Origin of the sequence: uncultured Roseivirga sp. (assembly GCF_963973945.1) — a bacterium.
Classification (GTDB): Bacteria; Bacteroidota; Bacteroidia; order Cytophagales; family Cyclobacteriaceae; genus Roseivirga.
In genome coordinates this window covers 1-24956 of sequence record NZ_CAXBBV010000001.1, presented here as the reverse complement: position 1 = coordinate 24956, position 24956 = coordinate 1, and the positions used below count along the sequence as shown (strand labels likewise).

At 38.8% G+C, this 24956-nt stretch carries 22 protein-coding genes and 1 tRNA gene; 12 read left to right on the top strand and 11 right to left on the bottom strand.

What is annotated here, in order from left to right; all coding sequences use genetic code 11:
- Positions 1–50: 50 nt before the first annotated feature.
- From AAC026_RS00115 to pgi, 5 genes are read right to left on the bottom strand one after another with little or no spacing between them, the layout of a single operon-like run.
- Entirely contained in the window at positions 51–1160 is a 1110-nt protein-coding gene (locus tag AAC026_RS00115; protein WP_339693879.1) for a hypothetical protein, read from the bottom strand.
- Positions 1157–1879 (bottom strand): lipoyl(octanoyl) transferase LipB, encoded by a 723-nt coding sequence (lipB, locus tag AAC026_RS00110; RefSeq protein ID WP_339608628.1) that lies wholly within the window; start codon positions 1877–1879, stop codon positions 1157–1159. The genes AAC026_RS00115 and lipB overlap by 4 nt, the downstream gene beginning before the upstream one ends.
- 32 nt (positions 1880–1911) lie before the next feature.
- Entirely contained in the window at positions 1912–2082 is a 171-nt protein-coding gene (locus tag AAC026_RS00105; protein WP_339608627.1) for a hypothetical protein, read from the bottom strand.
- Between the two features lie 31 nt (positions 2083–2113).
- The gene (locus tag AAC026_RS00100) at positions 2114–3103 is read right to left on the bottom strand and encodes a type I phosphomannose isomerase catalytic subunit (protein ID WP_339608626.1); all 990 of its coding nucleotides are present in this window, start codon (positions 3101–3103) and stop codon (positions 2114–2116) included.
- Entirely contained in the window at positions 3096–4757 is a 1662-nt protein-coding gene (pgi, locus tag AAC026_RS00095; protein WP_339695302.1) for a glucose-6-phosphate isomerase, read from the bottom strand. Before pgi ends, AAC026_RS00100 begins: the two co-directional genes overlap by 8 nt.
- Positions 4758–4822: 65 nt before the next feature.
- Here pgi and AAC026_RS00090 point away from each other — a divergent pair, with 65 nt between their 5' ends.
- Positions 4823–5167, top strand: coding sequence for a YraN family protein (locus AAC026_RS00090; RefSeq protein ID WP_339693876.1), 345 nt, complete (start codon positions 4823–4825; stop codon positions 5165–5167).
- Between the two features lie 5 nt (positions 5168–5172).
- Here AAC026_RS00090 and AAC026_RS00085 read toward each other — a convergent pair whose 3' ends face one another.
- The 4 genes from AAC026_RS00085 to AAC026_RS00070 all read right to left on the bottom strand — a co-directional run bounded on the left by AAC026_RS00085 (position 5173) and on the right by AAC026_RS00070 (position 7928).
- A complete protein-coding gene (locus AAC026_RS00085; protein WP_339693873.1) occupies positions 5173–5985 on the bottom strand; it encodes a hypothetical protein in 813 nt (270 codons plus the stop codon).
- Positions 5986–6174: 189 nt separating this feature from the next.
- The gene (locus AAC026_RS00080) at positions 6175–6465 is read right to left on the bottom strand and encodes a GIY-YIG nuclease family protein (RefSeq protein WP_339693870.1); all 291 of its coding nucleotides are present in this window, start codon (positions 6463–6465) and stop codon (positions 6175–6177) included.
- A 43-nt stretch (positions 6466–6508) separates the two neighbouring features.
- Positions 6509–6582: transfer RNA gene (locus AAC026_RS00075), tRNA-Asn, on the bottom strand.
- Positions 6583–6677: 95 nt separating this feature from the next.
- Entirely contained in the window at positions 6678–7928 is a 1251-nt protein-coding gene (locus tag AAC026_RS00070) for a divalent metal cation transporter (protein WP_339693867.1), read from the bottom strand.
- Between the two features lie 204 nt (positions 7929–8132).
- Between AAC026_RS00070 and AAC026_RS00065 the strand changes: the two genes are divergently transcribed.
- The 6 genes from AAC026_RS00065 to AAC026_RS00040 all read left to right on the top strand — a co-directional run bounded on the left by AAC026_RS00065 (position 8133) and on the right by AAC026_RS00040 (position 14884).
- Complete coding sequence (locus AAC026_RS00065) at positions 8133–8558, top strand: Hsp20/alpha crystallin family protein (RefSeq protein WP_339607978.1); 426 nt, start codon at positions 8133–8135, stop codon at positions 8556–8558.
- Between the two features lie 157 nt (positions 8559–8715).
- Complete coding sequence (locus AAC026_RS00060; protein ID WP_339693864.1) at positions 8716–10203, top strand: trypsin-like peptidase domain-containing protein; 1488 nt, start codon at positions 8716–8718, stop codon at positions 10201–10203.
- A 328-nt stretch (positions 10204–10531) separates the two neighbouring features.
- On the top strand, positions 10532–12406 hold the full coding sequence (locus AAC026_RS00055; protein WP_339693861.1) for a CBS domain-containing protein: 1875 nt from the start codon (positions 10532–10534) through the stop codon (positions 12404–12406).
- A gap of 12 nt (positions 12407–12418) precedes the next feature.
- Positions 12419–13375, top strand: coding sequence for a succinylglutamate desuccinylase/aspartoacylase family protein (locus AAC026_RS00050; RefSeq protein ID WP_339693857.1), 957 nt, complete (start codon positions 12419–12421; stop codon positions 13373–13375).
- Between the two features lie 41 nt (positions 13376–13416).
- Positions 13417–14241 (top strand): ion transporter, encoded by an 825-nt coding sequence (locus tag AAC026_RS00045; protein ID WP_339607983.1) that lies wholly within the window; start codon positions 13417–13419, stop codon positions 14239–14241.
- Positions 14225–14884, top strand: a complete 660-nt coding sequence (locus tag AAC026_RS00040; protein ID WP_339693854.1) for a hemolysin III family protein — start codon at positions 14225–14227, stop codon at positions 14882–14884. The genes AAC026_RS00045 and AAC026_RS00040 overlap by 17 nt, the downstream gene beginning before the upstream one ends.
- Here AAC026_RS00040 and AAC026_RS00035 read toward each other — a convergent pair.
- Positions 14881–15423 (bottom strand): 2'-5' RNA ligase family protein, encoded by a 543-nt coding sequence (locus tag AAC026_RS00035; RefSeq protein ID WP_339693852.1) that lies wholly within the window; start codon positions 15421–15423, stop codon positions 14881–14883. The genes AAC026_RS00040 and AAC026_RS00035 overlap by 4 nt on opposite strands.
- A gap of 174 nt (positions 15424–15597) precedes the next feature.
- Between AAC026_RS00035 and AAC026_RS00030 the strand changes: the two genes are divergently transcribed.
- Together AAC026_RS00030 and AAC026_RS00025 are read left to right on the top strand one after the other, a co-directional pair.
- The gene (locus AAC026_RS00030; RefSeq protein WP_339693850.1) at positions 15598–16095 is read left to right on the top strand and encodes a hypothetical protein; all 498 of its coding nucleotides are present in this window, start codon (positions 15598–15600) and stop codon (positions 16093–16095) included.
- Between the two features lie 65 nt (positions 16096–16160).
- Complete coding sequence (locus AAC026_RS00025) at positions 16161–17360, top strand: hypothetical protein (RefSeq protein WP_339693847.1); 1200 nt, start codon at positions 16161–16163, stop codon at positions 17358–17360.
- A gap of 303 nt (positions 17361–17663) precedes the next feature.
- On the opposite strand, the gene AAC026_RS00020 is transcribed toward AAC026_RS00025, so the two are convergent.
- Complete coding sequence (locus AAC026_RS00020) at positions 17664–18377, bottom strand: hypothetical protein (RefSeq protein ID WP_339693844.1); 714 nt, start codon at positions 18375–18377, stop codon at positions 17664–17666.
- A gap of 213 nt (positions 18378–18590) precedes the next feature.
- Between AAC026_RS00020 and AAC026_RS00015 the strand changes: the two genes are divergently transcribed.
- From AAC026_RS00015 to AAC026_RS00005, 3 genes are all read left to right on the top strand, one after another.
- Positions 18591–21125 carry a M14 family metallopeptidase gene (locus AAC026_RS00015; protein WP_339693842.1) on the top strand — a complete coding sequence of 845 codons (2535 nt, stop codon included), beginning with the start codon at positions 18591–18593 and terminating at the stop codon, positions 21123–21125.
- Between the two features lie 179 nt (positions 21126–21304).
- A complete protein-coding gene (locus AAC026_RS00010; RefSeq protein ID WP_339693840.1) occupies positions 21305–23077 on the top strand; it encodes a tetratricopeptide repeat protein in 1773 nt (590 codons plus the stop codon).
- Positions 23078–23356: 279 nt separating this feature from the next.
- The coding region (locus tag AAC026_RS00005; protein ID WP_339693837.1) for an Ig-like domain-containing protein at positions 23357–24956 on the top strand (1600 nt) is incomplete at its 3' end.

Below are 24956 nucleotides of genomic sequence, written 5' to 3'. Positions count from 1 at the left end.
CTCTCTTTTTGAGAATGCAAAACTACTAATGTGGAGGTAAAACCCTTGGCTTATTTGATTTTAGCAAAGGCATCAATAATTACCTGCTCGGCCTGTTTTTCTTGGGGAGTAAAATCTATATCGAATTCGCGCGAGCCTCTTCTATTGGCATAGTTTGGATACCATTTCCAGATGTGTACACCAGCAAACCAAGGTTCATCCATTACTTCATCAAAAAGTGCCTGATAAGCATTGGCCTGTGTCTCTTCTGAAAATATCTTTTCTCGTTCTTCAGCGCCTATCCTTTGTGGCCATTCCCAAGGATCTATTCCAGCATCCTTAGTGCTCTTATAACCTACCTCTGTAAATAGAATAGGTTTATTGTATTGAATTGAAAACTCTTCCAAATCCTTGAGTGGTTTTGCCCAGCCTGCTCTAAGGTCTTCCACAGTGGGATCCTCTTTGTCAGTTAGAGGAAAATAAGCTTGTACACCAATGTAGTCTAAAGCATCCCAAAATTTAACGTCCTGATATTCATCGGCAAAATTTGCAGCATAGGTAAGTTGGCCTGAATATATAGCTCTTATTTTGGCGATAAGCCTTCGCCAGTCAGCTTCTCTGTCAATACAGGTTTGGTGTAATTCTGTTCCAATACATAGCATTTCCATTTTAGCGTCTTCAGCTACCTGAGCGTAGTGGAGCATGAATTCTTCGTAATCTGAAAACCATTTTTGCCAATCTTCTTCCGATTTCATTTTGATTTCACCGCGCCATTTCCCTTCCTGATCGCGAAGCCAAATGTGCGGTTTCAGAATGGTTTTAATGCCATTTTCTTTAGCATAATGGGTGGTTAATTTAAGTCCTTCGTCTCTTTCTCCCCACCAGCCATTTTGCTCTACTTGTCTATGGTTTCCTCTAACCTCTGGGTTATCATATCCACTTTGCCAACCAAATGGAGTTTGCGAAATCCAATTGACATTTTTTCCAACCAATGCTTTTATTTCGGATTCGGTAATTTCTCTTGACCCAGCTACCCAACAAACACCACGGTGTTTTTCATGACTAGCGATATTAATTAATGACTTTGGAGTAGAATAGGAGGTTGAGAAAATGAAATAGAGTAGTGCAACCAAAAAGACAGGTATAACGGTAATGCCAAGTTTTTTATAGTGCTTTCTCAAAGAATATCCATTTGGAATACTTCAGCAATATGGTGAATTAATTTTTGCTGAACCTCTGCCATGTCTACGTTATGGCCTAATTCTTTGTTTAAGGAGGTGACTTCTTTGTCGTCTATGCCACAGGGTACTATATGCCCAAAGTAGCTTAAATCAGTGTTAACATTGAGGGCCAAGCCGTGCATGGTTACCCACCGGCTTGTTTTTACCCCCATTGCACATATCTTACGCGGGTTTTGGGCGCTTTCTTCAAAATCTACCCATACACCTGTAAGCCCATCAATACGACCAGTATTTAGGCCGTATTCCCGTAAAGTGAGGATTACTGCTTCCTCCAGATATCTCAAGTATTTATGGATATCGGTGAAGAAATTTTCGAGGTCAATTATCGGATAAACAACGAGTTGCCCCGGGCCATGATAGGTAATATCACCACCCCTATTGATCCGATAAAATGTCGCGAAATGCTTTTTTAATCCATGCTCATCTAAGAGCAGGTTTTCCATAGACCCACTTTTGCCAAGAGTATAGACATGAGGATGTTCACACAGAATAAGATAGTTGTCTGTAAGAGTCTGTAATTCAGCTTTTTCAAGCTTTCTATTTTCAATTTTCCTATCGACCGTTTTCTTAAAAACAGTTTCCTGGTAATCCCATACACGTTGATAATCCTCTGCACCCAGATTGATTACCTCAACAGCCTTATTTGTTAGAATATTCATGTCTTACGCGATCCAGCTATACACACACACTTTTAAGCTGATACTTCAGAAGCCTCTACTTGGTCAACAGATAATACACGTACGTTTTTCGTGATCAATCGGTTGGCCTTTCTAAGGGCTGAAGTATGATTTCGCGCCAGAAACTCTTTCTTCGCCACAGTCTCATCCTTTAGGTTTAAGAAGGTGGCTTCGAAATTTTTCATATTCTTTTTTCCAGCCATTTTCAAAAATAGGTTAAGGCAAGTAAGTTTCCAACATTTTGAAGCCCGAATTTGTTTTAATGTGTACTTCTGGAAACTTTTGTGGCACTAAAACTGTATTTCCCATACTAATTTTTGCTGTATGACCCAAAGTTGTAATTTCTGCTTCTCCTTCAATACATACATAGATTACGAACGAGTCTTTGTTGTAATGCTCGCGGATAATACCAGTAGAGAACTCTAATAGGTTGGTTTGGAAGTATTCAGACTCTGCTAATGGCACTACTTCATTCAGGCTCTTTTGTATTTGAATTTTATAATCAGGATAAACATTGTAGTCAAGTGCATCGAGGGCTTCTTCTGTATGTAATTCTCGCTTATTGCCCTCCTCATCTGTTCTGTCGAAATCATATATTCGATAGGTGATGTCTGATGACTGCTGAATTTCTGCAATTAGTAATCCTTTACCAATGGTATGAACCCTGCCAGCAGGCAAGAAAAAAGCATCTCCGGCTTTAACAGACTCTTCGTTTAGTAGCTCTGATAATTTACCGTTATTTAAGTATTCTAAATATTCCTCTTTAGAAGTGTCTTTGTTGAAACCACTGATGAGTTTGGCACCTTTGTCAGCTTGAAGTACATACCACATTTCAGTTTTTCCCAGTGAATTATGTCTTTCTTTGGCCAGTTGGTCATTGGGATGGACTTGAATACTTAAGTCTTGAGCGGCATCAATAAACTTGATCAACAATGGGAAGTCGTTTCCATATTTCTCATAGACTTTTTTGCCAACAAAGTCTTCCTTAAAAATGGAGGTAATTTCTGGAATTGTCATTCCCTGAAGTGGGCCATCGCTTACTCTTGAGAGATTTCCTTCTACCCCTGATATTTCCCATGTTTCACCACAGTTTTTGAGAGGTGAAAAATCTTTGCCCAAAACATCATTGATCTTTGTTCCTCCCCATATTTTTTCTTTGAAAATGGTGTCAAATTTTAACGGATAGAGGTATTTTTTGTCAGTCATTATTTTGAATCATTTTTTTATACGTGTTGATCAAGCCATTGGTCGAGCTGTCATGACTTTGTACATTGGTTTGTTCATCTAGTTCAGGAAGAATCTTTGCTGCTAATACTTTGCCTAGTTCTACACCCCATTGGTCGAAACTATAGATGTTCCAGATGATACCTTGAACAAAGATTTTGTGCTCGTAAAGAGCAATCAACGAACCTAATGTTTTTGGAGTAAGCTGTTTAACTAATATAGAGTTAGTAGGGCTGTTTCCTTCAAAAACTTTGAATGGAGCTATTGCTTGAATCTCAGCTTCCGATTTTCCGGTTTTAGCTAATTCGGCAACGACTTCATCGTAAGATTTTCCATTCATAAGCGCTTCAGTTTGCGCAAAGAAGTTTGAAAGTAAAATGGAATGGTGATTACCTATAGGTTTATGGCTCATGGCAGGAGCAACAAAGTCACAAGGAATTAGCTTAGTGCCTTGATGAATAAGTTGGTAAAAGGCGTGCTGACCGTTTGTGCCAGGTTCGCCCCAAACAACAGGTCCGGTTTGGTATTTAACTTTCTTACCTGATCTATCTACTGACTTCCCATTACTTTCCATATTCGCTTGTTGAAGGTATGCAGCAAAGCGATGCATGTATTGGTCGTATGGGAGAACTGCTTCTGTTTCGGCTCCAAAGAAGTTTGTATACCAAATGCCTAACAAGGCAAGGATAACGGGTGCGTTTTGATCGAAGGGTGTTTGCTGGAAGTGTTCATCCATTTCGTATGCTCCAATCAGCAATTGTTCAAAGTTATTATACCCTATAGTACAGGCTATGGAAAGCCCAATAGACGACCAAAGGGAGTATCGTCCACCCACCCAGTCCCAAAAAACAAACATGTTATTGGGGTCTATGCCAAATTCTACCACAGACTCTGAGTTGGTAGAAATTGCAATAAAGTGCTTAGCGATGTCGGCTCGACTTCCTCCTTGACTCAAAAACCATGCTTTGGCTGTATTGGCGTTGGTCATGGTTTCTTGAGTAGTGAAAGTTTTAGAGGCAATCATAAAGAGGGTTTCTTCTGCTTTTACCTTTGTTAAAACTTCCGAAATATTGACGCTATCTATGTTTGATACAAAATGCGTTTCAATACCAAATACGTTATAATTCTTTAGCGCTTCTGTGACCATTACGGGGCCTAAATCTGAGCCGCCAATACCGATGTTTACAATGTACTTGACTGGCTTCCCGGTATAACCCAGCCACTTGCCCGCTGTTACTTTGTCAGAAAAAGCCTTCATTTTGGCTAAAGCATTTCTAACCTCAGGCATCACGTCTTTGTTGTCAACATTTATTGGCTTGTTAGACTGATTTCTGAGTGCAGTATGAAGTACCGACCTGCCTTCGGTTTGGTTAATAGTTTCTCCAGAAAACATAGAGTCAATGGCATTCTTTAACTGACATTCTTCAGCTAGTTTTAATAGTAAACCTAATGTTTCATCGGTAATACGGTTTTTTGAATAGTCAATTAAAATGTCGTTGAACTGAATTGAGAATTTTTGGAAGCGATCAGGGTCTTCAAAAAACAACTGCTTCATGTGCTTATTGGTCATCTCTCCAAAATGCGCGGAGAGTTGACTCCATGATTTGGTTTGTGTGGGATTAATGGATTGAAGCATCATTGCTGTTTTGTGTTGACATCATCTTTATAATGCCTAAATTAAGGAGGACTTGTTTTGATTCAATGCAATCGTTTGGAAAAAAAGGAGAAGATTTAGCGGTAGAGTTTTTAGAGCGTGCTGGGTATCTGATATTAGACAGGAATTTTAGATACAAGAGGTCTGAAATTGATATTATTTGTTCACGAGAAGGATTGTTGATTTTTGTGGAAGTAAAATCTAGATCAAGCAAAGCCTTTGGGCAACCAGAAACTTTTGTGTCAAAAAGCCAAGAGCAATCTATTTTACAAGCTGCGGAAGCTTATATGATCGAAGATAACTGGCAAGGAGATATTCGTTTTGATATTATAGCCATATACAAGAAAGGAGAGTTTGAAGAGATTGAGCATTTTCAAGACGCTTTTTACTAGAGTTCTTACTTTATCTTTGGCGATTCGTAAAGCTGATTTGCAAACCTGTCCCATTCTTTTCTAACATAAGTTCGAAAACGCTTTTGATACGGATCTGGTGGAAACTGGATTTCGCGTTTGGCAATTACACGGGTTGTGTTATAGTATTCTGTCCAGATGCCAATTTTTTTATCAAACTCATAGAAGCCGCGCACCGCTACTCTGCCGTTTTCATAGAAGTAGTAGTACATGCCTTCTTTCTTTCCATATTGAATTGGGATTACCTCTTTCACTTTGGTTTTTTCAGGATCGTAATAGGTGATTTCGGAATCTCTATACCAGCCTTTTGAAAAATGCTCTTTGTCTTTCAAGGTTTGGTCCCTTTCAAGGTTTAACCATCTTTCGTGTTTAACACCATGAAAGTACATGCCTTCTTCTACCACTACATCATTAATTAATCTCTTGTAAGGGCCATGTAACACATTTTCAATCAATCCAGCCCTTGTTTTTGCATTTGCTATTTGTCTTTTGTCATGATCATAAACATATACAATAGGTGCATACACATCTACTTCAACGGCTTCTTTTAGGGTATAAAAATCTTCAATTTGATTTCGGCCTTGAACTTCAGTGACAGTCCATCTCCTTTTAGTTTTTTCACCATAAAAAGTATTCTTTTTGACTTTCAGGTCTACATCGGCTAAGGTGTCTTCAGGATCTAGGTCAATGGAAATGTCGGGCTTGTCAATTTCCTCAGTCTTAGCTTTCTCGGCCTTTTTTTCCTTTTTGTTTTGCGCAACAAGGAATACTGGAGCAACAATTAACAATATGAAGAGCACGAATTTTTGCATTGCCCAAAAATAACGAAAAAAATATGGGAGTATTTCTTTAAGGGTAAAAGAACGATGAGTAGCTTCTCTAATTTATCCACAAAAGAAAAGGGTCAACATTGCTGCTGACCCTTCTAAATTAAGCTCCTCCTCTTGGGCTCGAACCAGGTGCCTTCCCGGTTCTCGGGATCAGATGCGCTAACCGAACTTAGCTTTTAATTCTTCTACAAGACTGAGGTTGTTTGGCAGTTCTTGTAAGTATTTCTTGGACTTCATTCGTTTGATGTACTTTTCTATCTTGAGTGCTTGGCTTTTAGTTAGGCCTTCAATGACAAGAAACTTTTCCCAAGGTTGGCCTCTTTTGGTCCATATTCTGTTTTTATTGATGTCATTATGAAAACGAACTCTCTCTTCAATGTTAGAAGAGTAACCAGTATAGAACTTGTCTATGGATGGCGAAAAGAGAATATATACGCTAAATGTATCCATAAAAGAAAAGGGTCAGCAGCAACGCTGACCCTTCTAAATTAAGCTCCTCCTCTTGGGCTCGAACCAAGGACCCTCTGATTAACAGTCAGATGCTCTAACCAACTGAGCTAAGGAGGAATTTCTGTTTTCTTTTCGCTCTTCTTGCGAAACGGAGTGCAATATTAGTGGTTGGTTAAATATATTCCAATACCTTTCTTGAAATTTTTTACAGATTATAAAAAGAAGTACACTACAATATAAATGATAGCGAAAACTGTAAGGAAGACAATGCCGCTTTTAGCTAGCAGAAGCAGTTTTTTTCCAGGTTTATATTCTTCCGGAATCTGCTTAGAGGTAATTACTCTATAGTTGATGATTGCAATAACAGGGGCGATAACAAAAGATAAAGTGGTGGCTAAATCGACTAAGTCTTTTAAGTTGGCAGAAAGTAGTAGAATAAAAAGGAACGAAATGGCTGATACAATAACCATCATCCATGTATAAGTTTTCTTTGAGTCGGCCTTTTTGAAGAACAATAATCGGGTTGTTTCTCCCATGGCTCTTCCAAAACCATCAACAACTGTGATGGTGGTGCTGAACATAACACTGAATGCCGCGGTTGCAATAATAAAATATGCCCAATTGCCGAGTGCCGAAGTGTATAGCGTTACTACTTGATCTGAGAAAACAGTTGAGTTATCAGATAACTCTATGCCTGTTCCAAACATTACTTTTGCGCCTAAGGTGAGAAAACAAACAGCTAAGACTGCGGTAACGATATATCCAAAGTTGAAATCGGCAAGTACTTCTTTTAACTTGGGAGTGTAGCCAGTTTGCTTCATTCTTTCAATAGTCCAGAGGCTATTCCATGTTGAAAGGTCGACAGCGGTGGGCATCCATCCCATAAGGGCAATGATGAAAATGATGCTGTCACGCTCGAACATGCCTTTCGGAACAAAATTCTCCATGGGTGTTACTTGTCCCTTGGAAAGCGCTCCAAAAAAAGCAACTAGAGTTGAAATTAATAGTACTGAACCTATTACTTTCAGTAGGGTATCGAGTATGCTGTATTTTCCTAGCGCTAAAATTAAAGTGCAAAACACCAAGATTATTCCCGAAACGTAAGCCGGGTTTAAAGTGACTCCAGTAAGGTTGTTGAACATGCCAGCAGTAACAAAAGTAACGGCAGCGGTAACTGTAAACATAGAGGCTAAACTCAATAGAAAGTATATCCACAGCACCCATTTTCCTTCTGTTAAATAGCCTTCAAGTAAATTCTTTTTGGTAGCTGCGGCAAAGCGAGAACCAAATTCGAAGAAGGGGTATTTAAAAAGATTGGCTAACAGAATAAAGGCAACCAGCTGAAAACCAAAGTCGGCACCTGCTCTAGTTGACTGAACCAAATGTGAAACCCCAATGCAAGTACTGGCAAAAAGTATTCCTGGGCCAAAGGCCTTTAGCTTGTTACTAAGCGATGCTTTCATAAACTCATAAAAGTTAAAAATAGAGATTCTTTTCTTATCAGCATAACCGCTCAAAAAACTTTGTTTTTCGGACACAATGTCTTTAAAATAAAGATTTATAACACAAAACAAGACATAGTGGCGTGATTTTGATCAAAAAGTGAGTTGGTACAATTTTGAATTATAAGGATGGAAATGAAACAGAAACTTAAAAATATAAATGATATGAACGTAGTTAAGAGAAATCCAGAATGGTTTGGTTCAACCTCGGTAGATGCTTTTTTTGACCGATTCTTTAATGAATCTATTCAAAAAGGTCAGAGTGGCTTTTCACCTAAAGTAGACATTGCTGAAACAGCAAAAGAATTTGAGATTCAGGTAGCAGTACCTGGTTTTAGTAAAAGCGATTTCAATATCGATTTAAAGGATGGCAAATTGAGCATTGCTGGTGAACGCAAACTAGAAAAGGAAAATAAAGAGAGAAATTTCATTTCAATTCAAACTGAATACGGAAGATTCTTTAAGAGCTTCCAGTTGCCAGAAAATATTGATGAAAAGGGAATTGAAGCAGCATATGAGAATGGTATCTTATCGTTGAGAATACCAAAGGATGAGACTAAGAAGCTAGAATCTAAAATAGCTGTAAAGTAGTTTGAGTTTGGTTTTGGTAATTGAAGAGCCCTGAGTTTTCGGGGCTCTTTTTTTGTTAAATGGAGTTAATTACTGCTTTAAATTGAATAAATTAGAACACCTGTATTCAGATTGCGTTAGTGATTTCGGAAATGGTAAACGTTAAAGTCATGATTTTATGAGTAAGAGACAGTTTATTCTAGGTATGTTAGCTTCTTCGCTGCTAGGTGGCTTGGTTGTGTTGTTGGGGATTGGTTTTTTGGGAGGTGAAGACGGTGTGAATGGTTCTTTCTCTCTGAATCGATCTAACTCCGTAGCCACTAGTTTTGGTCCAATTAGCGATGAACCTCACGATTATTCGGTACCAGAAGGAGTGAATTTTATAGAAGCTTCCAGAAAAATCGTTCCAGCCGTAGTCCATATTACAAATAGAGAAGAGATAAAAGGAACTTCCAGCCGATTGAGAAGAATGCTTCGAAATGGGATGAAATTTAGGGAGTCGACTGGCTCTGGAGTTTTGATTTCAGAAGACGGGTACATTGCCACCAATTTCCATGTTGTAGATGGAGCCGATGAGCTTGAAGTGAGGTTGGACGATAACAGAAGGCTTAAAGCTGAAGTTATAGGGGCCGATCCGGATACTGATTTGGCATTAATTAAAATAAAGGCGCAAGCAATGCCCTACATTGATTTTGGTAATTCAGATCTGGTGGAGATAGGAGAATGGGTTTTGGCAGTAGGAAATCCCTTCGATTTGAATAATACAGTTACAGCTGGCATAGTGAGCGCTAAGGCAAGAAACATCAACTTAATTGCAGGTAGTGTCGATAACCGTTACGGCATTGAGTCTTTCTTACAAACAGATGCCGTTGTAAATCGTGGAAATAGTGGAGGCGCGTTGGTTAATCTTCAAGGCGAACTAATTGGAATTAATACGGCCATTGCTACAAATACCGGCACATTTAGCGGCTATTCTTTTGCCGTTCCGTCCATTTTGGTGAAAAAAGTAATGGATGATTTATTGGAGTTTGGTGAGGTACGAAGAGGCTTGTTAGGAGTTACTATTCGCGATGCAGATGGTGTTGGTACCGTAGAGCTTTCGGGTGTTCGTATTATGGGAGTTTCCCCTGGTGGCGCGGCAGATAAGGCTGGGCTGAAAGAAGAAGATGTGATTACAGGAGTAGACGGAAAGCTTGTAAAAACAACGAGCCAGTTACAGGAATTAATTGCTAGAAAACGTCCGGGTGATGCCGTTTCTATCAGTTTTAAGAGAAAAGGTAATGATAAAGAAACCTCCCTTAAACTTCAGAATAAAGAAACTTTGGCGGCAATAGATATAACAGAGCCAGAGTTGGTTTTTGAAGATGAAAGAGACTTTCCAGAAAATACCCTAGCCTATGAAATAGCTGGAGCTGAATTTAAAGATTTGACCAAGGAGTTAAAAAGAACCTTGAAAATTGAAAGCGGTGTTCAGGTATCAAAACTAAATGAAGGCGCTTGGAAAGCAAGTGGGGTAAAAGAAGGGTTTGTTGTTACCAAGGTTGGTGATGATGACATTACAAGCTTAGAGCAGTTTCAGAAAATTATAGACACTAAAACGAAGGATTTCTTTGTGATGGGGAAGTATCCAAACGGAACTAAAGAGTATTATAGAATCACTTGGTAAGAATAAATTCTTATTAAGCTTCAAAGCCAAACCTTAATCGGGTTTGGCTTTTTTTGTTTTGAATTGCTGCTTTAAAAGTAGCTCATTTGACCTCCAGAAGGCTTAAAAGAGTGTATATGGCTTATCGGAAGGAAGTCTTTCATGTAGAAAAACTACCCAATCCCCTACACTTTGTTCCGCTCGTTCCACAAACTAGATGTTGTAGTATAGTCACATACATTTCTACTAAAACTAGGCTATTTCATTTCAAATTAAGATAAGTAGGTAGTTCAGTTTAATAGCTGAGACTTGGAACGGATTTTTCTTTAAAAGAGTAAAATCATCGACTATGGACAAGCACCACCTACAAGAAATAAAAACACAGGAGCAGCATATGGCTTTTGAAAAAAGCGTGCTTGACGACATTGAAGCATTGAAATTTATGCTGCGAGAAGATTGGTTCGAAAACGATATTCAGCGTATTGGCTCCGAGCAAGAATTGGATATTGTAAATGAGTTATGCCGTCCTGCATTGGTAGGAAATGATATTGCCAATGAACTGAATCGGAGTGATGTAGTGGAGGAATACGCACGCTTTAACCTAGAAATTAATAGCGACCCTATTGAGTTGCATGGCGGTTGTTTCGATCAGCTACACCGCCAGTTAAAAGATAAATTACACGTAATTCAGGCCAAAGCTCAAGAGCGAAAAACCGCTGTGTTACTGACAGGTATTTTGCCCACTCTTCGAAATTCGGATTTGAGCTTGGGTGCGCTATCTCCCAGTTTGCGATACAAAACCATGCTGAAATTGATTAATCAGCGCAGAGGAGTAAACTATGAATTTCATATTGAAGGAATTGATCAGCTGATCAGTAGAGAAAACCCAACAGTTTACGGAGGATCCTTTACTAGCTTTCAAATCCACTTACAGATTCCTTCGCCAGACTTTGCCAATGCTTACAATTGGGCACAGTTAATTTCTGGGCCGGTAATGGCGGCTTGTACAAACAGCCCTATTTTTTTAGGAAAGCGCTTGTGGCACGAAACCCGGATTGCCCTGTTTGGCCAAACCACCGATACCCGAAAGCCCTATAAAAATCTAATCAATGAAAGACCAAGAGCCGCCTTTGGAGATAATTATGTGACCAAAGGAATTGTTGATTTGTTTAAGCGTGATATTACCAATTACAAGGCTTTCGTTATGACCAGTTCAGATACTAACTCAATGGAGACTGTGAAGAACGGAGAGGTGCCTTCTTTAGAATCTCTAAAATTTCATAACGGAACCGTTTATCGTTGGAACCGCCCATGTTTGGGTACAGAAGGAAGAAAACCTCACCTGAGGATTGAAAACAGATACATTCCTGCTGGGCCTACTTTAGTGGATGAGATTGCCAATGCTGCTTTTTGGATTGGACTAATGGAAGGTCGTCCTAAAGATGTTAAAAACTTTTCGAAGCTTTTAGATTTTGACGATGTACACGCCAATTTTTCAAAGGCAGCACAATGGGGCTTAGAAGCACAGTTTCGTTGGTTCGAAGGAAAACTAATATCAGCTCAGGATCTAATTTTAGATCATTTACTGCCTATGGCAAAAGCGGGACTTCAACAAAAAGGAGTATCTAAAGATGCGATTGATAAGTACTTGAACATAATAGAACTTCGCGTATCTAAGGTGCAAACAGGATCAATTTGGATGCTGAACAGCTTTAGAAGCTTGAGGAAAAATGCTTCAGTATCAGATGCATCACTTACCATTACTTCTTTCTGTAAAGAAAATTGTTTGCTAGAAAGCCCCGTACACGAATGGCCAATACTCACAAAGAAGTACGCTTACTTTAGCCCGATTAAAAGTAAAACTGCTGAAGATATTATGGATTCTGATATTGTGACAATAAGGAAACACGACTTGCTAGACTTTGGACTTCAGGTAATGGAATGGAAGAATTTAACCCATGTACCAGTAGAGGATGAAAAAGGGAAATTGTGCGGAATTTTAGCAAAACCGAGTATTTCAGAAAAACTAGATAAAGAGTGTTCTGTAGAAGAAGCAATGCTTAAGGACTTTATTAGCGTATGCCCAGAAACCTCTTTTCATGAAGTGAAAAAGTTAATGAAGAAGAATGCTATCCACTGTTTGCCTGTAATGGTTAAAGGTGTGTTAGCAGGGATTATTTTAGAAGAGGACATAAAAAAGATAAGTGAATTTGAGTCCTCATAAAACTAATGAGTTATGAACGACACAGAACAAAGGGTACATTTTGCTCCACTTATAGAAGACATTAAGTTGGAGAGAATAATAGGTAAAATTGAAAACAAAGAATCGAGTAGGTTGGCGGTAATTACCACAGGCGTTCACGGTAATGAACCAAGTAGTGTTTTCGCTGCCAAGAAAGTACTTCGAAAAATAGAACTTGCTAAACTCAAATTGAAAGGCACTCTTTTGATTTTAACAGGAAATATAAAAGCGTTGCAGGCAGATGTCCGTTTTATAGACGAAGATTTGAACAGACTTTGGGAAGAAAAACGGATTCGTTCTTTAATTAAAGAACCAAAAACTTCTGAGGAAAAGGAAGCCAAAGAAATGTACGAGTCTATTGAACCGTATTTAGATAGATATTCGGAAAAGTTCTTTTTGGATTGTCATACCACCTCATCTCAAACAATGCCTTACATAAGTGCGGCAGACGAAGCCGAAAGCTATCGGTTTGCGCAACAATTTCCAGTACACACTGTAGTAGGTTTTTCAAATCACGTTGCTTGGTCGCTCAACGATTTTTTCATGGATGAAGGTTTTACTGGTTTTACTTTTGAAGCTGGGCATCACCATGCATTTACATCGTTAGAAAACCATGAAGCCATGATTTGGCTTTTTCTGTGCAAATCAGGGCTTATTGATCCAGATGATTTAGAGGATAAAGACGAGTGCAGAAGCAATTTGGCTAAATACGCTCCCGATGGAGCAAGCTTGTTTCAAATTCAGTATCATCATAAACTGATAAATCGAGACGATTTTGTGATGAACCCGGGTTATGTCAATTTTCAGAAAATAAAAAAGGGAGAGCATTTGGCTGTCGAGCAAGAGAAGGATGTTACATCTCATTTGGACGGAAGAGTTCTTATGCCTTTATATCAAGAATTGGGACAAGAGGGTTTTTTTATTATAACACCACATCATTATAATAACTGATGTCGAATATTTGAATCTACAAATAATTGCTACTTTTGAGTATGACCAAAAGTATTCGGCAACGACTCTATATCATAATTTTTGAAGCAGATACTCCTGCTGGAAAAGCCTTTGATGTGGCCTTACTTTGGGCCATTGTAATCAGTGTTCTAGCAGTGATTTTAGAGAGTGTAAAGTCACTTAATCAGCATTACGGCACGCTTTTCAAAATCGTGGAATGGGTACTTACCATAGGTTTTTCCATTGAGTTTATTCTGAGGTTATATGTTTCCGAAACCCCTAGAAAGTACGCTTTCAGCTTTTATGGCATTATTGACCTTTTGGCTGTATTACCTGCCTATATCAGTTTAGTATTTACAGGAACGCAATACCTACTTATCATTCGAGCATTAAGATTGTTAAGAGTTTTTAGAATCTTAAAACTAGGGCGGTTCGTAGGAGAGGGCGAACAATTGGCACGTGCCTTAAAAGCCAGTCGCCATAAAATCACAGTGTTTTTGGGTTCCGTAATTACAGTAGTAATGATTACTGGAACGGCCATGTATATGATTGAAGGAGGTGAAAACGGCTTCACTAGTATTCCAGTCAGTATGTATTGGGCCATAGTAACACTCACTACTGTGGGGTATGGCGATATTGCCCCTCAAACCGTTATTGGCCAATCACTTGCTTCATTCATTATGATTATGGGTTATGCCATTATCGCTGTGCCTACTGGTATTGTAACAGCAGAACTTACCAAAGACAATGCAGAAATGAAGAAAATTAAGTGCCCGAATTGCCATGTAGCTGGTCATGATGCAGTTTCTCGATTCTGTAAGTTTTGTGGTACAGCGCTAGAATTTCCCGATGGAACCAAAAAGTAATGTAGAAGCGTATTCGCCAGAAGAAGAACTTGCAAATGCTTGGACGCATGGTATTGCAGCCCTATTAGCCCTTGTTGGAACTGTACTTTTATTACTAAAAACCCCTTCTAGCTCAGAAGAAAAGCTAGTTAGCTTTTTTGTATTTGGCCTCAGCATGATTCTGCTCTATACCGCTTCAACGGCTTATCACAGCGTTAAATCACAACATAGAAAATCATTATACAAGAAGTTAGATCACATTGCCATTTACGTTCTAATCGCAGGGACTTTTACTCCGTTTTGCTGGGTGGTGCTTCGCGAAGAAGCCCTGGGCATTAATGTGTTAATCGCGGTTTGGGCAATTGCCTTTGCTGGGGCAATTTTCAAAATTTTCTTTACTGGAAAACTCGAAGCACTTTCTCTAATCTCTTATTTGGGAATGGGCTGGTTAGGCTTTACCCTGTTCTCACGTTTATCAGAGTTGATTTCGCCAGATGCCGTAAATCTGATGCTCTATGGCGGATTGTGCTACACAGGAGGCGTGGTTTTTTATTTAATGCGCAAACTAAAATATCATCATGCCATTTGGCACATTTTTGTAATGGGCGGAACGGCCTTACACTTTGCAGCCGTCTATTTATATGTGCTTCCTTACGGAAATTAACCTTCAGGTTTGAAAACAAACTCTTGAAATGGATGCCACTCTTTGCCATCATGTTTCAGTAGCCAGAAAGAATTGACTTCGATTTCGCCATCAAAACTTTTGTGTTCAAAGGCTGGCCAAGCTTCATAAAAACCTTCCTTCTTTAAATCCCGAAAAGCCACAGTAATGTGCGGGTGAAATCCTCGATTATGAGTAGGATTAAAGAGCTTCATTTCACGCCAAGTAAAACGAGTAAGTTGTTCTTGAAATGAGCTTAGTTCGGCACAAGGTTTATTTTTAATAAAGATTGCTTTAGGAGGAAAGGCACCAAAACCATCCAGTTCAATTTTAAATGAATTTACATTAGTTGTCTGTGCAAGTAAATCAATCAATTTAGCCTCCTTCTTCTCTTTCCATAGAAAGGGCATGTGCAAGGTAAGGTGCGCTGGCGACCGCAATGCACCCTTACTTCCATATTTTTCCACAAAGTACTGTTTGACTTTCATGATCTCCGAAGCCAAAGGCTCAGAGGGAAGAATAGCAATGAAATAGCGGTTCACGGTTGTGGGTTTTAGTAATCAAAATTAGGGTTACTTTTTTGAACAAGTGTTTTATAGATCGAGAAATTCATTTTGGCCTTTTAAGCAAAACAGTTTCCTGATGGAGGCGATAAGCTACAATTGAAAGATTTATGGCATAACCTTTGGTAACCACTGCCTAAATTTGAACCCTTTATGCAAGCACCTAAATATTTCTTGGCGATCATATTTTCAATTATTGTTTTTACTGCTTGTAAGAGCGATGATGATTCTCCAAAAATCAAGTTTACAGCCGAGCAATTAAAAATGGTGTTTGGCGATTCTGAGAAATCATGGCGAGTTACAGCTTACTATGCAAACTACAGCCATAATCAATTGAGTGATTTCAATGATTGTTATAAGGACGATGTTTACACCTTTAAGGCCGACTCAGAAGAAGTAGAGGTGACTTTGGGTGATTTGGGCTGTTATTGGCCTGAGCCAGACGAGCAAGTAGCCACTGTAAAGTATTTTTATGACGAAACCACAGGCAAATTTATTTTAGAACACGGAAGAGGTGAAACTAGCGGCAATCATTTTGCATCTCAATATTATTTGTTAGAACTCGAAGAGATGTCGGAAACCCGTTTGTTTTTTGGTTCAGGAGATAAAGGAAAGTACTCCAGAGTGATAGTACTTGAGCTAATAGAATAAGAGGTGCTTTCTTTTATTTTCTTTAGAAAGAAAATAAAGTAATTTCCGAAGTTGAAATTGACTTTATGAAAAAATACTCTCTTTACTTTTTTCTCTTATTCATATTAGGAATTTCTGTCAGCTGCAGTGAGTCAAGCGAAAGAGCTTCTGATGTATTAGCTGCTTACGAATTGAAAATTGTCGATTCCGTCCAAGTTAACCTCCTGTCTTCAGGCTTAAATATTGCCGATGTAAAGGACGAAACAGGTGAAATTTTGGCCTATCAAACTAGGCCTCCAGTAGCGTACATACTTAACCCAGAAGGTAAAGTGCTTAAAACTATGGACCGGCCATCAGCCGACCCACAAGCCGTGGGAGATTACTTACTCTCTGGTGAATTTTATGAGGATGGAATTGCTTTAATGGGGCGTACACAAGTGAAAACCTACGACATGGATTTCAACTTCAGAAAGTCAACAAAAGCTCACATAAACTATTCAGGTATGATTCATATGGGTCTGAATCAGGTTTTTGAAATCAAAGGAAAGGATCATAATAGATTACTGGCTTATATGGGGCCAGAAACAGATTTAGGAGCTCATTTGCCAGAGTTTTATAAAGAATTCAAAGTAGCGACTATTGTCGATCCTCATTTGGCTGGAGAAGAAAACTTGACTCCTGAGAACTTAGATAAAGAAGTGTACAAACCGATTGGTGGACTTACGGACGATAGTAGGTATGTTTCAACAGGAAAGGCTTTCTACTTTATGAAACCTGTGATTGATGTAAGGGAAAATATGCTTTACTATGCCTATGAAGATGATACTTCCTTATTTACAGTCTCACTTCCGAGTGGAGAGTTGGTAGAGAAAATCCGCATTCCGTTTGATAACTTTATTTTGTTTGAAGGCTATACCATGGGGGAAGCAGGCTTTAAAGAGCAAATGGAGCCTAGAGATTGGAGTGGGAAAATTAGTAAACTCTATAAGGTTGGTGATTTTGAAGTACTGATTTATTCTTCTGGAATAAAGTTAAAAGATGTTCAAGCCCTTGATCCTGATTCGCCCGACTTTAGAGAAAAGATTTCAAAAGCCAATCCTCAAAAACACTTAATCTTGAAAAATGGAGTCAGAATGAATTCCAACCTGAGTCTTCCTGAAAAAATAACTTATTTCGATATGGCAGATAATGAGGGCTTTCTTTGGGCACATCAAGACATTAGTAAACTAGAAGAAGAACCCGACTTGATAACTTTTTACAAACTTAAAGTAGTTGAGGTGAAATGAACACCTGCCCAATGAGCATCTCCAAAAAACGATGAGTTCCCTGTATGCGATCTGTTTAATTGACAGCTCCTACATCGTAGGTTGTTCCTTAAAAAATTTGTTTTTTATTTATGAAACAGAGTACATCTTAACCAAAATACTTTTACAAACTCATTAGCTAGGTTTCATTCTTATGGAATTGATTCGAAAACAAGAACCTGCATTAAACTATGTTTTAACTTATCCTCTAAGCTCAAAGTGCAACGTAGATGAGACTTGAATGCAAAGCATAATTTGACTCTGACTAGACCCAATATTCAAATTTTACAAGCTATTGAAATAATCTACTATGTTTTTAATGTCCTCTTCATTTTTGAATTTTAGCTTTTTGGCCTTGACAAACTCTTTAACTTGATCAGTTTTGTCTTCAAAGATTTTTAATGAACTATTTGTAAAGGATTTGAATTCGTAGAACTGATCGGAAACTAAAATGAAGTAGGATTTCTCTCGGTAGAATTTTTCACTTATTTCGTCAGGTACGCCAAACCCTCCTCTACTCACCTGTGTAACGGTAACGGCCTCCTGAGAAAGTAATTGAGCTTTACCTTCTGAGAGCAATTGAAGAAATCCATCGCCATCAAACCCAGCTTTTTGAAATTGTCCAGCATGAATAAATTTAATCTTTTTATCCCCTTTCATATGTTCGAATTCCCGAACTATTGAGGCATCTAAATACTTGATTTCTTCTTCGTGCTTTACTTCAAAATTGTTATTAAAGATATTGAACTTTGCATAGAAGTTGGTGTTTTGTTGCTTTCCATTTACTTCTATCACCATATCGGTACTCAAAAATTCATCAATAAGATAAGGATTGCCTTCAATTTTTGAGATTGCTTCACTTTCATGACCTCCAACTAAAAGGGTTGTGGAAGCAACCCCACCAGAAGGGTTTACTCTTCCAATATTGAGTGAGCTTTGTCCATCCAACTCATAACTCAAGCAAAGACAAACGAGGGTAAAAGAGAAAAGCCTTTTCATAATAATTTCTTTAAAACAAAAATAAGATACTAAATATTATTGGTTTTGCCAATTCTCAACTTTAAACGGAATTGAATAGGGTTCCATTGTGTCTATGCTTTTACTAAAGTATGATTTTGAGAGATACTAAATATTTTTTGATACCAACTACCAAATTCAGCTTTGTGTACAAACTAAATAGCCGTAAATTCCTCGCTGTTAACTCTACAACTTATGAAAAAAACACTCCTTTGTTTGTGCCTTTTGGCATTCACGCTTTTTCAAACCCAAGCGCAATCGCTTAAAAGCCCAGACGAATTTTTGGGATATAAATTAGGTACACGGTTTACTCCTAATTATAAGGTAGTAGACTATTATGAGTACGTTACTAACCAATTAAGCAATGCCAAGATTCATCAGTACGGCCAAACCAATGAGCTACGTCCATTAGTGGCCGCTATTGTTTCTTCTCAAGAAAATATTGATAACTGGGAAACCATTCGCACCGATAACTTGAAAAGAGCAAAGTTGATGGAAGGTGAGCCTTCTGGAAAGAAGATCGGTATAGTTTGGTTAAGTTATAATGTACATGGTAACGAGGCCAATTCTACAGAAACAGCCATGAAAACGCTCTATGAAATTGCCAGGCCTGATAACTCAACTTCAAGAGAATGGTTGAAAAATACGGTGGTGATTTTTGACCCTTGCATCAACCCTGATGGTCGCGATCGTTACTCTAACTGGATCAACCAAGTAGCAGGTACAACAGCCAACCCAAACCCAGAGGCCGTTGAGCATAATGAGCCTTGGCCAGGTGGACGAGCAAACCATTATTTGTTCGATTTAAATAGAGATTGGGCTTGGCAAACACAAGTAGAGTCTCAACAACGTATGAAATTCTACAATACTGTAATGCCACATATTCATGTAGATTTCCATGAGCAGGGCAGCAACAGTCCATATTATTTCGCGCCAGCAGCAGAACCAATTCACGACCAGGTAACTCAATGGCAAAGAGATTTTCAGGAGATTATTGGTAAAAACCACGCTAAGTATTTTGACGAGAATGGCTGGTTGTTCTTCACCAAAGAAAGCTTCGATCTTTTGTATCCAAGCTACGGAGATTCTTACCCTATGTACAACGGAGCAATAGGAATGACCTACGAGCAGGGAAGTAGTGACTTGGCTATTTTGACGGCAGAAGGTGATACTTTAAAGTTAGAAGATGCCATTGCACATCATTATACCACAGGTATGTCTACTGTAGAAACAGCTTCAAAGTATAGCGAAAAGATGGTAGATGAATTCGGAAACTTCTTTAACAAAGCGGTAAGCAACCCTAAAGCGAAGTACAAAACCTATATCGTAAGGGGAACAAATCATCCAGATAAACTTAAAAACTTAACCGACTTTTTAGACAACCAAAAAATTGTTTACGGTATTGGTTCATCAAGTAAAGCAGTGTCTTCATTTAATTACCTCACAGGCAAAAATGAAAATGCTGGTGTTCAGAACGGTGATATCATCATTAGTACTTTTCAGCCTAAGGCGGTTTTGGTTCAGGCTTTCTTTGAACCAAATACTTTTGCCAGTACTTCCGATACCTATGACATAACAGCTTGGGCTGTTCCTTATATGATGGGGTTAGATGCTTATGCCACGGAAACCAAAATGGATGTAAAGCTAGCTAAATACACTAAGCCACAAGGTCAAATTAATGTAGGGAGTAAGCCAGCTGCTTACTTGTTGAAATGGGAAACATTGGAAGATGCTAAGTTTTTAGGCCATTTGCTTAAGAACGACATTAAGTTAAGATTTGCAGAGCAGCCTTTCTCTGTAGCAGGGAATTCTTATGCGCCTGGAACGCTAATCATTACCAGAAAGGGCAATACCCACATGGGCAGCAAGTTTGACGACATTGTTAAAGATGCAGCTAAAAAATATGACAGAAACCTTACCTCTACCCCAACTACTTTTGTAGAAACAGGTAAAGACTTTGGGTCGAATGGTGTGCCGTTCTTAAATGCTCCAAAAATTCTAGTATTAAGGGGAGATGGTGTTTCTTCACTTGGTTTTGGCGAATTCTGGTATTTCATGGAACAAGAGCTAAACTATCCAATCACGATGGTTGATGTTAGCGACTTTGGGCGTATCGATCTCAGCAAGTATAACACTTTAGTATTGCCAAGCGGTTCTTACGGAAGTGCTTTGAGCGGCAACAGAATGGATGATGTGAAAAGTTGGGTCCGTGGAGGCGGAAAAATCATTGCGATCGAAAGATCTATAAATACTTTTGCTGGCAAAGATGGCTTCAGCTTAAAAACTTACGCCACCGATGCTGACGAAAAGGAAGCAAATAAGAAAACAGATGAGCAAAAAGAGAAGGAGGCACTCACCTCTTATGCCGATAGAAGTGATCTTTTTGCGAGCTCTCGTTTACCAGGGGCAATCTTTAAGTTAAAAATGGACAATACGCACCCATTAGGATTTGGATACCCTGATTACTATTTCACCCTGAAGAACAACAGTAGCCGCTATGCTTATTTGGCTAATGGAGGTAATGTTGGAATTATTGAAGGAGTAGATTCTTACGTAAGTGGAGTAGCTGGTGATAAAGCCAAAGAAAGATTAGCCAAATCTGTAGTATTCGGTGTTGAAGGCTACGGAAGAGGCGCTATTGTATACATGGCCGATAACCCACTTTTCCGTGCCTTCTGGCAAAACGGAAAACTATTGGTTGCCAACTCAATTTTCTTTGTAGGTCAGTAACTTATTATTTCATATAGAGAAAGCCCCATTGCTAAGCTGAGTAATGGGGCTTTCTTATATATCGCTAAGAATAAAAGGCGTGCAAATATTCTAGTTTTGATATGGAAATGGAAAATGTTACTTCTGTCAAATTATTTTGACTGCGGTAGACTTATTGTTAATTTCGGAATCTTTAAAGCATGTCAAGAACAACTATATATTGGATAATAATCTTTTCATTTCTATCTCTAACCCTTTTTTCACAACAGGCTAGAATTGATAGTATTAGAAGGCAAATTCCGTTACTTGATGGTAATGAAAAGATCGATGCCATAAATGGTCTAACACGGGGCTTGATGTATAATACCCCAGATGAAGCAATGGAATTGTCGATTGAAGCAATCCAGTTGTCCGAAGAAACAGGTTATTCTGAAGGGAAAGTAATGGCTTGGATCAATCAAGGAGTAATTTTCAACCAGAGGTCTTTATTTCAAGAGGCCAAGGATATTCTAAACCAAGCAAAAGAGGTTTCACAATCTATTGATTTTCAATATGGATTGGCTTATTCTAATTTAAGTTTAGTGGCTATCAACATAAGAGAGAATAATTATGACAAAGCGATAGAGCTTTCTTTTGCAGGAATCACTGCCGCTAGAAAAATCAATAGTATTGACTTAGAAGTATCTAACCTTATCAATATTGCTTCAGTTAAGCAAATTTTGGAAGACTACACTAGTGCAAAAAAATTTCTATTGGAGGCAAGAAGTTTAGCTGAGGGTAACCCAGAAGTTTCTAAAATCAGGATAGGCCAAATCAATGGTAATTTAGGTATCATTAGTGCATTCAAATTGGATTATGGCAGTGCCTTGGAATACTTCCAAAAGGCCTTAAATACTTTTGAGAGTTTGGACTCTAAGGCTCAAGTGGCTAACCTAGTAATGAATATTGGGCATGCCTATGCCAAGTTGAAGGATTTGCCGAACGCAATCAAATACTATGACCGAGCAGAACAGTTATGGACTGAACTTAATAACCAACGTAGTCAGGCTGTTGTCTTAAAGAATAGAGGTGAGTTAATGATTGATGATTCTAATTTTAGGTCAGCCATTACTTATTTAAACAGAGGCCTTGAGAAGAAAGCATTTTTGGATGATGCGCTTTTGAGTGAAATGTATGCTTTGCTATCCAATGCATACGAGTCTCTTTTAAATCATGACAATGCATTAAAGTACTACAAGCTACATGTCGCTTTGAAAGACTCGATTTCGATTAAAACAAATCAAAAGAATAACGAACGAATGACAAAGGAATTTGAATTCGAGAAAATGAAAAGTGACCAAGAGATAGAATTACAGCAACTTGAGATAGAAAACCTGAAGATATCCCAAAGTAGACAGGTGATTTTAGTTGTTTCAGTAGTATTACTGATGGTGGTTTTTTGGGCAATGTGGAATCGAAATAAATTGAAAACGAAGCTCTTAATAAAGGAAAAAGACCAGCTTATTGCTCAACAAGAAATGACCCTGAAGTTACTTGACTATGAATCGGAAAAAGAAAAGTTTGCTAACTATACCGAGGAGTTGTTATCCAAGAATGAAACCTTAGAGAAAAGGGCAGGTGAGTTAGAAATCAAAATCGATGAAGGTCAGAGTAATAATCCTGACATTAATAGCCTGATTGAAAAGATGCATAATGCGGTAAGGGGAGATAGAGACTGGGCGGCATTTGTTCTCTATTTTGAAGCTGTTTTCCCTCAATTTTTCTCGTTGATTGAAACCGATAAACAGGTGAAATTGTCTACCAACGAGCAGAGATTACTGGCGCTCCTTAAAATTAATCTATCTAACAAAGAAATAGCCGCTTTATTGAATATATCAAGTGATAGCGTAATCAGAGCAAAATACCGACTCAAACAAAAGCTTGGGTTTCAGGATGCTAAGGAAATGCTCGTTTTCCTTTCAAAATTGGCTTAGTCTGCTATTTGTCCTGTTTTGTAGTCCGCCTATTGTCCGCCCTTAGTTTGGTGTTCTTCTCCAATAACCTATGTTCTTAGCATTTACTCTTTCCGGTCATGGTGATTGGATAGTTTTTAATGCAAGTAGACCATGCTAAAAGTTCGTTTCTGTCAATTCTTCCTTAATCTATCAGCGTTTTTTTTCTTATTAATTTTTACACAGTTTCAACTCTCTGCACAGCAGTTGGATGCTACATTTAGTGTTGAACCAGGAGACCTTGGAAATTTTCGATTGAAAATGGTTTTAAACCAACCAGCTACATTTCAGTTTTCTGGAAACTATTCAAATGTTCAAAATGCCTTTAGTGTTATCATTAAAAATGTGTACAACTCTGTTCCTTCAGGCGGATTTGGAGGAGCCACTGGGCTTACCTACACTACTTCTGGAGGGAAATCGGGCAGTGCAAACGCCATGGGGACTTACGCTGCAACATATGGTCCTTTTATCCATACAACTGATGAGGTGATTGCATTCTCCCTAGCTCCTTCTACTACTATTGCATCAGGAGAAACGTTGACCATTCCCGCAGGTACTGTTATTCAAAATTTGCCAGGAAACTATACTGCTGGTCAAACCTTTAATGCTGGGCCATATACTGCAGTTATTGCTAATAGTGCTTTTGACGGTGTGGGGGCAACCATGATCGCGACTCCTTCATCCAACACCGCCCCTACTATTGGAGGTGCTTCAGCAGGTGAGAACGTAAATGACAATGCGACCATTTCTCCATTTTCAACAATTACCATAACCGATGCCGATGGTGATAATGTTACTGCTACCATTACCTTGGATAATAATGCCAAAGGAGTGATTACAGGAGCTAATGGTGGAACTGGCCCCTATACAATGACTAGCAAAACAGTAGCTGCAATGCAAACAGCACTGAGAGCCTTAGTATTTAACCCAACTGACAATAGAACATCAACATCAGAAACAACCACATTTACTGTCGTTGTGAATGATGGCACTGTAGATGCCACAAACAATACAACAACTGTAATCTCTAGTGCAGTAGGTCCAGCAATCACAGCAGTTAGTATTCCCAATACTACAATGAAAGTAGGTAGCGTAGTAACAGCTACAATAACAGTAACCGCAGATGCTGACAATTACACCTCTGGCTCAGGAGGCTTAAGTGGAACCATTGGAGGCTTTACTTTAAGTAACTTATCAAAGACTAACAATACCACCTATACAGCAACCTTTACCGTAACTGAAGGAGGTACAGATGTGGCGGCAGGCAGCAATATTCCAATTAGTGTAACCTTAACCGATTCGGGAGGTAAAGCAGGAAATACCTTTACTACTGCCATAAGTCAGAATGCCGATGTGATAGATGCAAATACGCCTGCAGCACCTAGCGTTCCAGATTTGTCTGCAGGCTCAGATACAGGTGCTTCTTCTTCGGATAATTTAACAAATGATAATACACCTACAATCGCAGGAACGGCAGAGTCTGGTTCTACTGTAACCCTTATCTCATCAGTAGATGGATCAGTTGGAACAGGTACCGCCACTGGGGGAAGCTATTCAATAACAACAAATGCGCTATCAGCAGGCTCCCATTCCATAACTGCCACTGCCCAAGATGCAGCGGGGAATACCAGTTCATCATCTGGTGCCTTGAGTATTACTATTGATACTTCTGCTCCAACTGCTACAGTTGCAATCTCTGACGCTTTATTGATAGCAGGCGAAACCGCAACAGTAACAATTACTTTTTCAGAAGCCGTAACAGGCTTTACGAACGCAGACTTAACGATTGCGAACGGCACATTGAGCGCAGTAAGTTCAGCAGATGGAGGTACGACATGGACAGCCACCTTTACCCCAACAG

Excerpts from the sequence above, each read along its gene's own strand:
- AAC026_RS00055 (WP_339693861.1), top strand. The coding sequence starts at position 10,532 with ATGGACAAGCACCACCTACAAGAAATAAAAACACAGGAGCAGCATATG.
- AAC026_RS00020 (WP_339693844.1), bottom strand. The coding sequence starts at position 18,377 with ATGAAAAGGCTTTTCTCTTTTACCCTCGTTTGTCTTTGCTTGAGTTAT.
- AAC026_RS00050 (WP_339693857.1), top strand. The coding sequence starts at position 12,419 with ATGAACGACACAGAACAAAGGGTACATTTTGCTCCACTTATAGAAGAC.
- AAC026_RS00105 (WP_339608627.1), bottom strand. The coding sequence starts at position 2,082 with ATGAAAAATTTCGAAGCCACCTTCTTAAACCTAAAGGATGAGACTGTG.
- AAC026_RS00090 (WP_339693876.1), top strand. The coding sequence starts at position 4,823 with ATGCAATCGTTTGGAAAAAAAGGAGAAGATTTAGCGGTAGAGTTTTTA.
- AAC026_RS00030 (WP_339693850.1), top strand. The coding sequence starts at position 15,598 with ATGCAAGCACCTAAATATTTCTTGGCGATCATATTTTCAATTATTGTT.
- AAC026_RS00080 (WP_339693870.1), bottom strand. The coding sequence starts at position 6,465 with ATGGATACATTTAGCGTATATATTCTCTTTTCGCCATCCATAGACAAG.
- AAC026_RS00060 (WP_339693864.1), top strand. The coding sequence starts at position 8,716 with ATGAGTAAGAGACAGTTTATTCTAGGTATGTTAGCTTCTTCGCTGCTA.
- AAC026_RS00045 (WP_339607983.1), top strand. The coding sequence starts at position 13,417 with ATGACCAAAAGTATTCGGCAACGACTCTATATCATAATTTTTGAAGCA.
- AAC026_RS00010 (WP_339693840.1), top strand. The coding sequence starts at position 21,305 with ATGTCAAGAACAACTATATATTGGATAATAATCTTTTCATTTCTATCT.
- lipB (WP_339608628.1), bottom strand. The coding sequence starts at position 1,879 with ATGAATATTCTAACAAATAAGGCTGTTGAGGTAATCAATCTGGGTGCA.
- AAC026_RS00100 (WP_339608626.1), bottom strand. The coding sequence starts at position 3,103 with ATGACTGACAAAAAATACCTCTATCCGTTAAAATTTGACACCATTTTC.
- pgi (WP_339695302.1), bottom strand. The coding sequence starts at position 4,757 with ATGCTTCAATCCATTAATCCCACACAAACCAAATCATGGAGTCAACTC.
- AAC026_RS00015 (WP_339693842.1), top strand. The coding sequence starts at position 18,591 with ATGAAAAAAACACTCCTTTGTTTGTGCCTTTTGGCATTCACGCTTTTT.
- AAC026_RS00025 (WP_339693847.1), top strand. The coding sequence starts at position 16,161 with ATGAAAAAATACTCTCTTTACTTTTTTCTCTTATTCATATTAGGAATT.
- AAC026_RS00040 (WP_339693854.1), top strand. The coding sequence starts at position 14,225 with ATGGAACCAAAAAGTAATGTAGAAGCGTATTCGCCAGAAGAAGAACTT.
- AAC026_RS00065 (WP_339607978.1), top strand. The coding sequence starts at position 8,133 with ATGAACGTAGTTAAGAGAAATCCAGAATGGTTTGGTTCAACCTCGGTA.
- AAC026_RS00070 (WP_339693867.1), bottom strand. The coding sequence starts at position 7,928 with ATGAAAGCATCGCTTAGTAACAAGCTAAAGGCCTTTGGCCCAGGAATA.